At 40.6% G+C, this 14,860-nt stretch carries 15 protein-coding genes; 5 read left to right on the forward strand and 10 right to left on the reverse strand.

The window, feature by feature from the left end:
- Positions 1 to 142: 142 nt before the first annotated feature.
- Positions 143 to 1,945, reverse strand: a complete 1,803-nt coding sequence (locus HC026_RS07020) for an ABC transporter ATP-binding protein (RefSeq protein WP_168925288.1) — start codon at positions 1,943 to 1,945, stop codon at positions 143 to 145.
- A gap of 24 nt (positions 1,946 to 1,969) precedes the next feature.
- Positions 1,970 to 2,626 (reverse strand): MarR family winged helix-turn-helix transcriptional regulator, encoded by a 657-nt coding sequence (locus tag HC026_RS07025; RefSeq protein ID WP_089121209.1) that lies wholly within the window; start codon positions 2,624 to 2,626, stop codon positions 1,970 to 1,972.
- Between the two features lie 167 nt (positions 2,627 to 2,793).
- Here HC026_RS07025 and HC026_RS07030 point away from each other — a divergent pair, with 167 nt between their 5' ends.
- A complete protein-coding gene (locus HC026_RS07030; protein WP_089121210.1) occupies positions 2,794 to 3,471 on the forward strand; it encodes a hypothetical protein in 678 nt (225 codons plus the stop codon).
- A 447-nt stretch (positions 3,472 to 3,918) separates the two neighbouring features.
- Here the strand turns inward: HC026_RS07030 and HC026_RS07035 are convergent, their stop codons facing one another.
- Together HC026_RS07035 and HC026_RS07040 are read right to left on the reverse strand one after the other, a co-directional pair.
- The gene (locus tag HC026_RS07035; RefSeq protein ID WP_168925289.1) at positions 3,919 to 4,620 is read right to left on the reverse strand and encodes a hypothetical protein; all 702 of its coding nucleotides are present in this window, start codon (positions 4,618 to 4,620) and stop codon (positions 3,919 to 3,921) included.
- Between the two features lie 232 nt (positions 4,621 to 4,852).
- Entirely contained in the window at positions 4,853 to 5,437 is a 585-nt protein-coding gene (locus tag HC026_RS07040) for a DUF536 domain-containing protein (RefSeq protein ID WP_089121212.1), read from the reverse strand.
- 246 nt (positions 5,438 to 5,683) lie between these two features.
- Between HC026_RS07040 and HC026_RS13095 the strand changes: the two genes are divergently transcribed.
- Entirely contained in the window at positions 5,684 to 5,953 is a 270-nt protein-coding gene (locus tag HC026_RS13095) for a DUF5626 family protein (protein WP_408640986.1), read from the forward strand.
- Here the strand turns inward: HC026_RS13095 and HC026_RS07045 are convergent.
- Both HC026_RS07045 and HC026_RS07050 read right to left on the reverse strand, forming a co-directional pair.
- Complete coding sequence (locus tag HC026_RS07045) at positions 5,946 to 6,470, reverse strand: helix-turn-helix domain-containing protein (protein ID WP_089121214.1); 525 nt, start codon at positions 6,468 to 6,470, stop codon at positions 5,946 to 5,948. The two genes, HC026_RS13095 and HC026_RS07045, sit on opposite strands and share 8 nt — an antisense overlap.
- A gap of 663 nt (positions 6,471 to 7,133) precedes the next feature.
- Positions 7,134 to 9,512 carry a phosphoketolase family protein gene (locus tag HC026_RS07050; RefSeq protein ID WP_168925290.1) on the reverse strand — a complete coding sequence of 793 codons (2,379 nt, stop codon included), beginning with the start codon at positions 9,510 to 9,512 and terminating at the stop codon, positions 7,134 to 7,136.
- A gap of 420 nt (positions 9,513 to 9,932) precedes the next feature.
- On the opposite strand from HC026_RS07050, the gene HC026_RS07055 reads away from it, so the two are divergent.
- A complete protein-coding gene (locus HC026_RS07055; RefSeq protein WP_168925291.1) occupies positions 9,933 to 10,460 on the forward strand; it encodes a helix-turn-helix domain-containing protein in 528 nt (175 codons plus the stop codon).
- On the opposite strand, the gene HC026_RS07060 is transcribed toward HC026_RS07055, so the two are convergent.
- The 3 genes from HC026_RS07060 to HC026_RS07070 all read right to left on the reverse strand — a co-directional run bounded on the left by HC026_RS07060 (position 10,453) and on the right by HC026_RS07070 (position 11,995).
- Positions 10,453 to 10,776 (reverse strand): DUF5626 family protein, encoded by a 324-nt coding sequence (locus tag HC026_RS07060; protein WP_168925292.1) that lies wholly within the window; start codon positions 10,774 to 10,776, stop codon positions 10,453 to 10,455. The genes HC026_RS07055 and HC026_RS07060 overlap by 8 nt on opposite strands.
- Positions 10,777 to 11,299: 523 nt before the next feature.
- Positions 11,300 to 11,644 (reverse strand): hypothetical protein, encoded by a 345-nt coding sequence (locus tag HC026_RS07065; protein WP_211089444.1) that lies wholly within the window; start codon positions 11,642 to 11,644, stop codon positions 11,300 to 11,302.
- A gap of 150 nt (positions 11,645 to 11,794) precedes the next feature.
- Positions 11,795 to 11,995: a hypothetical protein gene (locus tag HC026_RS07070; protein WP_168925294.1), complete on the reverse strand. Its 201-nt coding sequence runs from the start codon at positions 11,993 to 11,995 to the stop codon at positions 11,795 to 11,797.
- Between the two features lie 408 nt (positions 11,996 to 12,403).
- On the opposite strand from HC026_RS07070, the gene HC026_RS07075 reads away from it, so the two are divergent.
- Positions 12,404 to 13,258 carry an SDR family oxidoreductase gene (locus HC026_RS07075; protein ID WP_168925324.1) on the forward strand — a complete coding sequence of 285 codons (855 nt, stop codon included), beginning with the start codon at positions 12,404 to 12,406 and terminating at the stop codon, positions 13,256 to 13,258.
- 53 nt (positions 13,259 to 13,311) lie between these two features.
- Positions 13,312 to 13,752: an Rrf2 family transcriptional regulator gene (locus HC026_RS07080; protein WP_168925295.1), complete on the forward strand. Its 441-nt coding sequence runs from the start codon at positions 13,312 to 13,314 to the stop codon at positions 13,750 to 13,752.
- A gap of 48 nt (positions 13,753 to 13,800) precedes the next feature.
- Here HC026_RS07080 and HC026_RS07085 read toward each other — a convergent pair whose 3' ends face one another.
- Positions 13,801 to 14,772 (reverse strand): nucleoid-associated protein, encoded by a 972-nt coding sequence (locus HC026_RS07085; RefSeq protein ID WP_168925296.1) that lies wholly within the window; start codon positions 14,770 to 14,772, stop codon positions 13,801 to 13,803.
- Positions 14,773 to 14,860: the final 88 nt, after the last annotated feature.

Genomic DNA, 14,860 nt, shown 5'->3' on the forward strand with positions numbered 1-14,860 from the left:
CCTTTTTTGCCTGTTTATCGTTGTGTTAATCATACCAAATGGACCAGGGAAGTAAATGCTTGAACGCGTTTAAAAAAATACCTTAAAAAGCTGACAAAGTCTTGAATTCAGAACTTTGTCAGCTTTTAGGGTTGCTTGAGATCTAAGCGCCCTGTTTCACGCTCTCAAATTGATTTTCCACGTATTCGCGATATAGTGGATGATTCTTAACGAGTTCTTGGTGAGTCCCATGTCCGCTAACCCGACCATGTTCGATAAAGTAAATCTGTGTCGCATCGACTATGGTACTCAAACGGTGAGCAATGACCAAGGTTGTCCGGTTATGCATCAGCTTTTCCAGTGCCTTTTGAACCATGATTTCGGACTCTGAATCCAGACTGGCAGTCGCTTCATCCAGCATCAAGATCTTTGGATCACGGAGGAATGCTCTGGCAATCGCTAACCGTTGCCGTTGACCACCGGAAACCTTCACCCCGCGTTCACCAACTTGCGTATCCAAGCCATCTGGCATGTCTTGAACGAAGGACTTGGCATAAGCCATTCCTAACACGTGCCAAAGCTGCTCATCCGTGTAGCTGCCATCCAACCCATAAGTCAAATTATAGCGAATCGTTCCTGCCATGATAGCAGCATCTTGACTCACTAACCCAATCTGGCTGCGCCAGTTATTCATGTTAACATCGTTAATTTCTGTATCACCGATCTTAATTTGACCCTTATCCGGATCATAAAACCGTTCCAGCAGGCCAAAAATCGTTGATTTACCGCCACCGGAAGGCCCAGCAAAGGCAATCACGCTGTTAGGCTTTGCGTTGAAGGAAAAATCCTGCAGAATAGGTTGATCCTTTTCATATTCAAAATCAACGTGTTCCACGGATAATGCTTGACCATCCATGTTGATATTTTCACCAGAAGTCTGATCCTCTTCACTAGCTTGCAGTAATTCTTGGATCCGGGCTGTTGAGCCACTGGTTTTCGCCATATCGGTGAAAAACTGACTTAACTGGGTGAACGGTCCAATCATTTGGGTCAGGTACATCAGAAATGAGATCAACGTTCCAAAGGTCATGGTACCTTGGGAAACCCGGCTGGCACCATAGATCAGCATACCGATCATCATGCCCATCATCATCATTTGCATCAGGGGGCTAGCAACGGAGTCGTAAATCGCTTCTTTCAAGCCAATCCGATATAGTTTATCAATCTTCTGGTGCCCATCTTCGCGCTCAACGTCTTCGGCAGTCGATGATTTGACCAACCGAATATCACTGAGAATTTCGCTGGATTGACCGTTAAAGTCAGCCAATGCATCCTGCCGGGCAATGGAAATCTTGTGTGACTGCTTGATAACCGGCAGCATCAAAGCTAGCACTAGAGGTACTGCAATGAACATGATCAGTGTCATCTTCCAGTCCATGATAAGCATCAGAACTAAAGCACCAACCAGCTGCAAAATTGAAGTCACCATGTTAGGGACGGAGTTTGCCAGCAGATTCTTAACCTGGGAAGTATCATTGATCAGCCGTGAAGAAATTTCACCTGAACGGGTCTCATCAAAGTAACCAACAGGTAAACTCAGAATTTTGTCCCATAAAAACTGACGCAGCTTGCTGACAACGTCTTCACCAAAGAAGCCAAGAATACTGCCAGAAAAAGCACTGATCAACGCACTGCCAATGAAGGCAGCAATGACGAGAAACATTAACTGTGAATTCATCACGTGACCAAGTTGATTGATCAGTTGCTTCGCTAGCTGTGGCACCGTTAATTGAATCCCGGTAGCAATCAGACCAAATAGTAAGCCAACACCAAGCTGCCAAAAATGGGGTTTGATTTTGACGACCAACTGTGCAAAATCTTTAAAGTTAAATTTTTGACGTTTGAAAGGAACGCCGCCTGCTTGTGGGCCTCTTTGTGGGCCGCCCTGTGGAGCTTGTCGTTGCATGTCTATTTGCCTCGTTTTTGTGATTTAGTAGTTGTTACGTTCTGGGTCAAAGCCACCTTGATGCGGATCAAACCCATCGGGACGTGGCCCAAATTGACCGTTGTGTGGGCCTTGATGACCAAACCCGTTACCTTTAAAGCCGCCCCAGCCCTGAGGTTTCTGACCTTTAAAGAAGGCGTTTGGCATGTTATCCAAAAAGTCTGGCCGTTCTTCACCGTCATCCCACTTAGCAAACTTTTCGTTTAAACCAGTAGTAAGTTTGTTCAGTAATTTGCCCAATGTTTCTTGTTCTTCCTTAGTGAGTGAGTCAAACAGTTCATCAGAAAATTCGGTTTTAAAGTTATGAGATGAAGTAATCGTTTCTTTCCCTTTTTCAGTGAGTGAAATCAAACTAACACGCTTATCTTCAGTTGAATCATGGCGTTCAACCAAACCTTCTTCTTCCAGTTTCTTAACCATGACGCTAACGGAACTTGGCCGGATGTCTAATTCATCAACGATTTGTGAATTAGTTAATTGATCCTTATCGTTAAGTAATAGCAACACACGCATTTGGCCACGTTGCGGCTGCTTAGCCCAGAACTGCTGGCCCCGTTTAGAAAAAGCGGAAAAACCGCGTTGCTGAAAAGCCATCATGAAGTCGCCAAATTGTTTTAATAAATCTTGTGAGTTGTATGTCATTTTAATAATCTCCTGTCAGTTCATAATGTTTAGTTAGTTTTGTAAATGATTAACTAACGATTTAAACTATAATTCATTAGTTAGTCATTGTCAACACAAACTAACTATTTATTTTTAGTCGTTATTTCCCCATTTCGTAGTACTATAAAGGCAAAGGGGGATTTCACATGAAACTCAATAAAATAGTTGGTCTCACCGTAGCGACACTGTTAGCAGCTGTCGGAGTCGGTCTATCAACACAAACGAATGCTTCTGCCAAAAGTTACTCAGGTTACTCATATGCCGAAACCACTCGTCAAATCAAATCTGGTAAACTAAGGATCCCTGCAAAGACACGGGTTTATCTGTTTGCACCAACAACCAAAAATCATAAAGTTTACGCTAAAATTGATGTGGGAGACTTAAACTACAACATCAGGCATACCAGCAAGAACGCAGAAATGATTGTTCCATACAGTGGTAATTTAAAGGTGTTAAAAGGAAATTATCCACGTCCTGTGACGATTGCTAAAGGCAAACAATTTACTACTCAGAGCAATTTTATTAAGGCACCAAAAATTGCCATTACATCAAATAATTATGTCGAATACTTTGCCAATGGCAATACCGGTACTAAACCAACCTCATCCACAAAGATTACTGCCACTAAGCAAAAAGGGAATTTAACGCACTATTATGCGAAGAAAAACATGTTAAAGCTACCAGACCGACACATCTCAAAAAAGGGAAATTATCAGTATCGGTTAGCGGTTCGCCTCAACAAGAATCACTTTAGCAAATTATCTACTAGCTATTCAGTTGGTACGCTTAAGAATTACTTCTACTTGCCAGCACCAATGGCCTAAAGTTAACACCAAAAGGGTCTAGACAGTCTAGACCCTTTTTTAATATAGGGGCATTTGCGACAGCAACCAAACAATTCTGCTGACTAAACATGGCAAAGTACATGTAGCGGAGTAAGAAGTTTGGTCGGTGACATTAAAAGAGAAGCCAAAGGACTTTCAAAAGTCTTCTGGCTTCTCTTTTTTTGTAAATCACTAGTTTATTGTTTCTCATGCCGCCTTAGTCTTCTTTTCTTTTTTTCGTTCAGAATAATGAGAACGATAATACCTATCGTCTCCACAAAACCATCCAAAACTAACACACTAGTTAGCCAAAAAGACGGGAAATACCAGTCCAAAATTAGTAACACAATTCCGATACCACCCAAAATGTCTAAAGCATTACTCCATGAATCAAATGGTTTCAAAAACACCTTCGAAGGTTTCATCAGTTATTCTACAAACTTCTTTCTATTGATTTTTTGATCCAGCGTATTTCCAGTGTCGCATTTTGAACATTTTGCCATTTTTAACTTTTGAGGCTTTAACTGTATGATCAATAGCTGCACCAAACGATTTTACAGCACCGAAATAATTTTCAGCATACATATTAACACCAAATTTTATCAAATTTACAGCGGCTAACCCTGCATGACCACCAATAATTGTGTTCTTAGATAGATAAATATCAACGTTCCCTTTTTTTACTGCACCATGCCATACGATTTTTGTTACACCAGAGCTACGGTTACCCACTACCAGTACGTTAGGTGCCAAAACTGAAAGGTATGCGTGCTCAACAGCAGCATCCTTAACTTCCATAGTAGTCTGGCCACCTTGGGTCGTGATCGTTGTGGCAGCTTTAACCTTTTGAGTAATCTCGGCCATTTGTGCTTCAGAGGCATCGTTTATCTTATTTTGGATCAATTGAGACACATCAGCCTCTTTCACCAGCTGTGTTTGAGCAAATGTGTTCACATTAGCACTGTTAACTACATTCATAGTTTTTGAAGATGTAACCGTATCAGCTTGAGCTGTAATTCCCTCTGATAGAGGTACCACAGCTACGCTGGTTGTCAGCATCGTTAAAGCTGTTAGTGTTGTTAATTTAATAGCGTTCCTTTTTGAACCTTTAACCTTATGATCTTTGTTGTCTATGCTAAAAAATGTCATATCGTAAACCTCTAGTAATGTAATTTTTTCTAATGCGCATTAGGGTTTAGCTGTTAACATCATTCAGCTTAGATGAATCATGACATTTTGACTAGAAACCAATAGTTTACACTGGTTGCATTCTTGTAACATGTTATTTTTAACCAATCTAATTAACCAAAATAATTTTCATGAAATTTCAAAGAACGGAGTCACATCAGGTTATTTTTTTAGTTACCATCAGTTCTGATAGCTAATTTTTAATAAATCTATGAAAGAACCCCATACTTTCACTTAACTTAGAACTACTATCATTCTGTTTGACGTCCCCGTTGGTTTGAGAATTACGACTATCAGTTTGCCCTCCCAAATTCACGTGATCTTCCTGTGTATGTGTTACTACCGAAGAATTGTCACGTTCTGTAAGTTTGCAGGTATCCGAGTGTATATATTCTTCGAACGTTTTAATCTGCTGTCTTAGGTCTTTATTTACCTTAGTTAACTCAATTTGGAGGTGTTGTTGTTGATCCAGAAGTTTTTGCATGTTTTCTATTTGTCGTTGTGTAATCTCAAGTTGAGCATCTTTGACTTTAAGTTGTTCCAGCAACAATCTATCGTTACAAAAAAATTGATCTGATCGTTTATCGTTTGATTGACTTTGACTAGTTTTATTATCAATATTTAACAATGCCTTAACACCAGGTTCATTAATTACTAATCGATTGCCGATTCTTCTAACGTACTCATCCCTAAATCCATCAATCTGATTCATACGATGCTGCACAGCTGGTTTTGTAATACCTAACTGAGCCGCAACTTCTCTTACCGTTTGTCCCAAAATCCCCACCAACTTTCAATAATAAAGTATATCACATGGTATGAATACAAATCTTCTAACCAAATTCGGTCAACCGATAATTATCAAATTAACTGATTCTACAAACAAGCACCCTCTGAGTTACAGAGGGTGCTTGTTGTCTTCTTATGTTAATGTAGTCAATTTTGTAACCTCAAATTATGGAGGTTACAAATATGAAAAAATTATTTAAGTCTCGTCATCATCGTATCGTCACTATTATTTCCAATAACAGTTCAAGCAGCCACAGTTCATGTCAATCATATTAGCCGTGGTTCCTGGTCTATGGGATGTAATGTCACTACTTCAGGTAATAAGATCACAGGAATTAGAGACTTATCGATTAAAGTTAGCAGTGGCTCTGTTACAAATAAACAAGCGTACTTAAAAAGCGGGAGTGCCAAAATACAGTTCACACGTCATTTGAATTTACTGACTTACCACTCCTCGGCAATCATAAAAATTAAAAACGGTAAACTTTATGTGACTGCTAATTAATCTTATAGACAGTTGTTTGACTCGGCTTGAACCAGTTGTCAGCTGCATAAATACTAGTATTGATAACACTAACTATAATGACAACTAATGCTATCGCATAGATTGTTTTAAAAAGCGCATTATACTTGGTGTTTCGCCACATAACATAAATGGGCAACAAGACACCGATTGGTGGAATAATCCCCGATATGAGCGTCAAAACCAACAGGAGAATTCCCTCGTCGCGATTGCTATACAACGATTTATTAATTTGCTTTAATTGCTTCTTTTTATCATTAATCACAGTTTGATTAGTTTGGATTTTATTCTCCAGATCTTGATTCTTTTTCAAAAGCTTATCGATCGATAACCCATAAATATCACTTAAATAAATCAAGTTATCAATATCTGGATAAGCTCTTCCTGTTTCCCACTTGGAAACAGACTGCCTCGTGATATGCAGCATCGTTGCTATCTCATTTTGCGAATAACCTCGGCTAATACGAGTAGTTCTTAATTGTTCTGCTAAAGTCCCCATGCTTTCCTCCTCAAAGTATTTAGACTAGCACACCATTTCAAAAAATCAAATTGAAATTTTATTTTTGCTACTTTAGTTTAAATAAATTCAATAAAAAATAATTCCCAGAATATCAACGTCACCACTTAATTAGCCAGCAAAAACAGTACGGCCACCTAAATTTGGCATCAGCATATTTTCAAAATAAGTCATCGGTACCGTTCGGATAAAATCGACACAAACTGTAACCCTATCACGCACTAATTGACTCGGAACATTATCAATCAGGATACGCTCGTAACCTTTTAAGAAACTAACCCTATTTGGTCGGATCATCGTAAGTGAACTAAGTCGTTTTATTGATATTCACCCGTTTGCGACAGCAACCAAACAATTCCGCTGACTAAACGTGCCAGCGTAAATGCCGTGGAGTGAAACCAGTCAGATTGTGGTGTAGAAAGCAGTTAGCCTCCGTCCTTTGGAGGGTTACTGCTTTGCGCAGACGGAGGAGATCCGCCCTGAGCGAAGCGCTAGCTCCGGAGCAAGCCACGACGAGCTGCCTGGTTTCACGCAACGAAATGATTCCTTAACCAATCCCCTTACCTAATATCGATCTTACTCAACAAAAAAGCACTCCGAGAACTAAATCTCGAAGTGCTTTTAAAATGCTTTCAAGCAATTAAATTACTTAAGTGGTGTCCACTTCCAGTTCGTGACTTCTGGCATATCAGTACCATTTTCACGAATGTAAGCAGTGTGCTTAGCAACCATGTCATCCATGCGTTGTTCGAAGGATGCACCCTTAACAGCGTATTCTGGCATGCTCAGCAAAGCATCCTTTGCCAAGTGGTAACGGTCGAGTTCATTCAAGACACGCATATCAAATGGTGTGGTGATATCACCGTTTTCACGGTAACCATGAACACGAAGGTTGTGGTTGTGACGGTCGAAGAACATGTCACGGACAATGTCTTCATAACCATGGAAGGCAAAGATAACTGGCTTGTCGGTTGTGAAGTAACGGTCGAATTCTTCGTCACTCAAACCACGAGGGTCCTTCTTTGGTGAACGAAGTCTCAAGATATCAACAACGTTGATGACCCGCATCTTCAGTTCTGGGAATTCGTCGTGTAACAATGAAACGGCGGCGAAGACTTCCCAAGTTGGTTCACTACCAGCAGCAGCGAAGACAATGTCAGGTTCTTGACCTTGATCAGTTGAAGCCCAGTCGATGTAGCCCAAACCATTGTGAACCAGGTTAGTAGCTTCGTCGATTGAGAACCATTGTGGACGTGGGTGCTTTGAGGTAACTAACAAGTTGATTGTCTGATAGCTGCGGAAAGCAACGTCAGCAACAGCAAGCAATGTGTTAGCGTCACCTGGCAAGTATTCACGAATTAACTCTGGCTTCTTTTCATACAAGTGAGTTAACATACCTGGGTCTTGGTGAGTGTAACCATTGTGGTCTTGCTGGAAGACAGTTGAAGTATCCACGAAGTTCAATGATGGATAATGCTTGCGCCATGATTGTTCTGAAGCCTTACGTAACCACTTCATGTGTTGCGTCAACATTGAGTCAACGACACGACCAAATGATTCGTAAGTTGCAAAGAAGCCATGACGACCAGTCAAGACATAACCTTCCAACCAGCCTTCAGCTTGATGTTCGGAAAGTTGTGAATCGATGACACGGCCTTGAGGAGCCATGTTTTCATCGTTAGGTTCTTTGATGGATTCTTCCCATTGACGCTTACCAGTGTCAAGCATTGAGTACAGGCGGTTTGACTTAGATTCGTCAGGACCGAATGCACGGAAGTTGTCAGGATTCATCTTCATGGTGTCAGCAACCCAGTCAGACCAAACGATCATGTCTTGAGCGGTAATAGCACCTGGAGTAGTCACCTTAACAGCATACTTCTTGTAGTCTGGTAATTTCAATGGTTCTGGCTTGATCCCACCATTAGTGATAGGGTTCATTGCCATCCGTTGTTCACCCTTAGGCGCCATATCACGGACAGATTCCTTGATTGAACCATTTTCGTCAAAGAAGTCTTCTGGCTTGTATGACTTCAACCAGCTAACTAACTTATCAGCATGTTCCATTGAACCTGCAGCAATTGGTAGCGGAACTTGGTGAGCACGGAATGAACCTTCAACGGGATTACCATCGAAGTCTTCCTTAGGACCAGTCCAGCCTTTAGGTGAACGGAAGATAATCATTGGCCAGTTAGGTAATGAATTGTCATTGTTTTCGCGGGCATTCTTTTGAATAGCCTTGATCTTTTCAATGGCTTTGTCCATCGCCTTAGCCATGTCTTCGTGAACTGGTTCGTGATCGTCAGGGTTCTTAACTTCAACGAACTCTGGATCCCAGCCCATTCCTTTGAAGTAGCTAGTCAAGTCTTCATCACTCATCCGTGAAAGGATGGTTGGATTAGAAATCTTGAAGCCGTTCATGTTAATAATTGGTAAAACAGCACCATCTTTGATTGGGTTGATGAACTTATCTGAGAACCATGATGTAGCTAATGGACCAGTTTCGGATTCACCATCACCAATTTCAACAGCGGCAATTACGTCTGGGTTATCTAAAATTGCACCAGTACCGTGTGAAAGTGAGTAACCAAGTTCGCCACCTTCGTGGATTGAACCTGGAGTTTCAGGGGCAGCATGTGAAGCAACGCCACCTGGGAATGAGAATTGCTTGAATAATTTCTGAAGACCCTTTTCGTCTTGAGAAATATTAGGGTAGATTTCTGAATAACTGCCATCAAGATATGAGTTAGAAACCATAACTTGACCACCATGCCCTGAACCTTCAATGTAGAACATATTCAAATCATACTTCTTGATGACCCGATTTAAATGTGCGTAGATAAAGTTTTGAGAAACAATTGTTCCCCAGTGACCAATCGGCTTAATTTTAACATCGTCTGAAGTCAAGTCGCGGTTCAATAATGGGTTGTCCCGTAGATATAGTTGACCAACAGACAAATAGTTGGCGGCACGCCAATACGTGTCAACGCCTTCCAAATACTGTTTGGAATCGTAATCTTCTGCCATTAGAGTAACACTCCTTTGATTGATTAAAGATAACTGCACGACGTAATCAATGCAGTTGAATATGATGCGTGAATTACCAAATACGATAAGTATCGATAATTTACACACTTTATGATAGTCCCATTTGCATAAAAGTCAACCGCTTTGAAAATTGATGCGGTCCAATTCAAAGACATAATCAAGTTCAGTACCTGATGTACCCGGAGTAGCCGGTATCTCGGACTTGCTAGCACTCAAAATTCAAAAATCGATTGGTAAAGCTACCTGGTTGAATTGATATGTGAAGCAAATGCTAACTGCATAAAGCGTGACCAAGGTTTATATGCTTGATGATATGAATCCTTTTATCTATTGATGTTTAAGTATGTTATTATCGTAAACGGTTGTGATAATTTTGGAAGATAAGCAAAGGGGAGTAATATGCAAGAAACGCTGGGAACTCGACTTCGAAGTGCCAGAATGCAATCAGGACTTTCGCAAAATGACGCGTCTACAATCATGCACATATCACGACAGTCTTTCTCAAAATGGGAAAACGACAGGGGCTATCCGGATATAGATAACCTTGTCTATCTTAGTTCACTATACGAGGTATCAATTGATAGCCTATTAAAAGATAATGATGAGATGCGAGAAAAAATTGGTGCAAACGAGACCGAAATAGCTGATAAGCGCAAACAGTTGAAAAAGGTCAATAAGGACATGTTTCAGAATCGCGACGAGGGCTTATTTTTAATGATACTAGCGCTCGTATCAGCGATTGTGCCACCGATTGGAATCTTTGTACCGTTCTATGCAATGTGGCGAAATAGCCGATATAATAGCCTTTATAAGACAATATATCTGGCAAGCGCCATAGTTGTACTTGTCAGTCTTGTTGGGACAGGTGTTTATGTTTTTGATAACTGGTTGTCGCCGACAGAAACACACGTATACCGCGTTAATTAGTTGTCACGTAAATTTTAGACTTTGATACGCTAATCTTGATGTTTTGGTTATATGCGAGTGTTTTAATGTGTTTAGCGAATCTAATATGGGCGTCCCCTCCAGAGAGTTTGACAGTGGGACTGGAGATGGACCCGATAAATGGCTTTATTGACAGTTTCTTTACGGCGGTGACCTTATTGCCTTTAGTGACGACATCACAACTAAATTTCCACGATGGAAATTTGCTCTGGGCAACGTGATAGGTTGCCGCCTGAGCGACCGTTGAGAATAAGAATGAACATACGATAATTAAACCTGTAATCAGTGTTTTTTTCATGAACGTAACCTCCTGAAATTGAGGTTACGTTCTTTTCTTTGTACACATAAGAAACGCCTTATTTACAGGGGGTTACATTGAGTTTACGTTGGGTTGTCAATTGATCTTAACGGGTTACAAAAAGTCATCTAGCTCTATACCTAGATGACTTTTGATAACCTATCAAAATTGTCAATTAATTTTAACTGGCCGTTAATTTAATAACTAGCAGCAAAGGCTAATACTATTAATATTGGTGCAAATAAAAAGATAGGAAGTAGCATGCCTAAAATAAGACATAGAATTAGATTTAGGTTAGTTTTGCAGAAACGAAAAATAAGCAAGTCAACACACATAAAATAAGAAAACGAGATTAGTCCAATCGCAAAATCGTGAGTCGCTCTGAAGAAGTTTAACAAAATTGCTAAAACTAGAGCAGTCCCGGCTATTATTTGCATTATACGATACGATTTATGGGTAAACTGTGTGGCAAACGTTTCTTTTATTGACTTCATATTAATCATGATTAACTCCTAATTTATTTTTATTGGTGGCTAATTCCCTTATATTTCCAACCCTTAAATTTGAAGACTCTCCCTGTCTTAAAATGTTTAATATTTTCATCTAGGGCTAATTTTACAACCTTGCCTAATGCATAATTAAGCACTCCAGCTGCGACACCGCCAGCTCCCCCGCCAGCGAGAGTCAATAAAGCATACATAGCTACTGAGACAGCAGTGTTTGCTGGTAAATTTTTTAGCCAATTTAGCCATTTGGCACTTAAATAAATATCAACATTACCCTTTTTAGCTGCCCCATGCCAAACTATTTTGGTCTTACCTGTTGAACGAACGCTTACGATCAAACCAGAGGGATCCAGTACGGACATATATGCTCTTTCAATGGAAATGTCTGAAACTGTTGCAATAGTATCATTGCCATCTTTTTCTATATTCGTAGAAGCTTTAATTTTTTGTTGAATTTGTTGCTTTTGTGTCTCTGTTGCTGATTCTAACTTAGCTGAAATTAAATTCCAACCCTAATCCTCTGTTAATAAATGTGGTGTTGCCTGTAGATTGCTTCGCATAGCTGTAGATTCTGTGTTTTTAGTAGCTGTTTGAGTTGTGTCAGGTGTTGTAGCAGCATGTGCCTGCTGTACATTTACACCTGATTCAATAATACCAGTACTCAATAGTGCAGTAGCAAATGCTAATGATGAATATTTAATAAAAGATTTCATAAGAAAAACTCTCCCTAAGATTTGATGACTAATACGTATTAGTGAGTTGCTGTTAACATCACTAGATTATTCGTAAGTACCTACTTTGGGGAGAATCGGAATGCTTACCTTCTGGTTTGACAACCATTAGTTGCATTAAATAAAGGAAATTGGTAATCAAGTTAATTCATTTATACCCAAGAAAGCTGATAGCAGCAACGATAGGCATCCCTTACGTTTGCTTTCAATGGCGGGTAAAAAATGAAAAGCCGACGTTAAAAATTCTCCTTTCGGCCGAATAAATGTCAGGCAAAATTAGGGATCACCTGCTCAGTTTCACTGATGAAATTGACAATCAAATCGACGGATGTTAAATTATGAGTAACAGGTTACTTATAAAGTAACAACAAAACAAAAAGGGGTAAAATGATGAAAACTTATGCTGTTACAGGCGCTACTGGGAAATTTGGGCACCATGCACTGGAGATATTAGCAAAATTAGCACCAAAGGATCACATTGTGGCTTTGGCCAGAGACACTGATAAGGCTGCAAAGTCTGTTCCTGAGGGTGTTGACGTTCGGAAAGGCGACTATAGTGATAAGCAGAGCTTAGTTGATTCACTGGAGGGTGTCGACAAGTTACTGTTTGTTTCTTCCGTTCCTAATGCCGATTTACCGCGGCAAGCACAACATCAAAACGTGATCGACGCTGCCAAGGAAGCCGGCGTAGGCTACATTGCCTATACCAGCTACCCGCATTTGGAAACCGCTACATCACCACTGAGCGAAGATCACAAATACACGGAACAGGCCATCGTAAAAGCCGGGATTCCTCACAGCTTTTTACGCAATAACTGGTACTTAGAAAACGAACTGTATCCAATTTTGTCAGCCTTACAGGGTCAGCCTTTCGAATACGTAGCTGGTAACGGCCGCGTTGGCTGGGCAGCCGAGCGTGACTATGCGGAAGCCGCTGCTAAAGTGATGCTTCTTGATTACACACAAGATGTCTACGAATTTGCTGGTAAATCACTCTCATATTCTGATTTAGCAGCTATTGTAAAAACGGTCAGTGATCAGCCCTTTGAAGTCCATGCGGAAAGCGAAGACGATTACAAGCAAAACGTGATCAAAAACGGACTGGATGCTACCGTGGCGGAAATGGTGACCTCGATTCAAGTGCTCATCAATAATGGTGATCTAAAAGAGGAATCCTATGATCTGACGACTGTCCTTGGCCGCTCACAAACGAATTTGGCACTGGTAATCGAAGCTTACAAGTAAGCCACTATGCTGATGCAATCAACTGGCTTCACTCATTAATCGAGGTTGTTAATATGAAGTATTCCCATAAATTAAGTGATGCCGTACACATCCTTGCCTACGTTGATATCTTTCAAAATGATGGCGACTTATCCAGCAATCGCATTGCACGAAGCATCGAATCGAATCCAAGTTTAGTCCGACGTCTAATGTCGGCGCTGGTTAAAGCGGGCTTATTAGTTACTCAACCAGGTGTGGCGGCACCCTCCTTATCCAAACCAACTGCCAAAATTTCACTACTTGAAGTTTATAACGCTGTTGAAGATGATCGCAATCTGCTACACGTGGATGAAAAAACCAATCCGGATTGCCCGGTCGGCGCCAATATTCAGGCTGCCCTTAACGATGCGTACGCCAAAGTGCAAGCGCAAGCTGAGAAGAGTATGGCCGAAATAACTTTAGACCAAATCGTCGATGATATTCAGGTACGTCGATTGAATACCTCCAGTAAATAAACAAATGGCTAGTCCTTGTATCAACAGGGCTAGCCATTTTTAATTAAATCAATTTCGCTCAACATTCTTCACGATAACTGACATGGTGCCATCAGGATTGGTTCGAAACTCCACGACATCCTTATTCTTCAAAACGTCCACCGGCACTGTCATTTCAATACCATTGCCAAGCTTAATTTTTTGCTTTTGGTACTTTTTCTCAAAAATCGGTGCGTTGGGTACCCGGACTGTCTCCGAAACACCACGTTCTTTAAGTTTTTCCTTGAAGGCGACTTTAGCTTCCGGATTATTCTGGAAAACCGTTTCAGCAACATGGTCACTATCGATGCTTTCATCCTTCTTGATACTCTCATACACCGCTTTGTGCGTTTCCGGCACCGTTAAGACATCAGCTTCAGTATATTTTTTGGCAGTTTCCTTCACCGTTTTTTCAATCACTTTAATTTCTTCAGAAACCTTTTTAACCACCGGGATCTGTAGAATATTTTGTGCAAAACTCCAGTCTTCCCCGTTATTATCATACTTTTTCGATCGAACCCGGATGGTATCTCCCATTACCAAGAATCCGTCTTTAACGGCCTGAACTGGTGCCGGTAAAATGGTCTTATTTTGAATGATCGTATTGATCAACGTGTCATTATCATACTCAATTGCATGCAGATACTTTGCAGTGTAATCCAGTTTAACCATGCCAGTTAACTCAACCAGATCATCATTCTGGGCACGGAAAAACAGCAAGTCACCACCGCTGATCTTCGTTGCGCCTTTAATGGCATTAAAGAAATCCAGACTAATTTGAGCCGAATTATCAACAAAATCGTCTGGATGATCAACCAGTTGCTTCACAATCTGACTATCATTCAGGCTGGTTTCTGTGTACTCAGTCTTCATTAATTTTTCGATGACTTTTTGCAGGTACTCCTCCATGACCACGTCACTGGGATCAACTGCCTGATGTGACACCACAACGTTACCTGAATCCTTATCCATCACGTGGACAACTGCCTTTAATATTCTCATGGGACCACCTTTACTCATTTTCTTCTTACAAGCATACGTGAATGATTAACTTGATACAACTGCGGATACAAAAAGAGCTAGGGCACTT

Origin of the sequence: Secundilactobacillus angelensis, assembly GCF_012641075.1 — a bacterium.
In the GTDB taxonomy this organism is placed as follows: Bacteria; Bacillota; Bacilli; order Lactobacillales; family Lactobacillaceae; genus Secundilactobacillus; species Secundilactobacillus angelensis.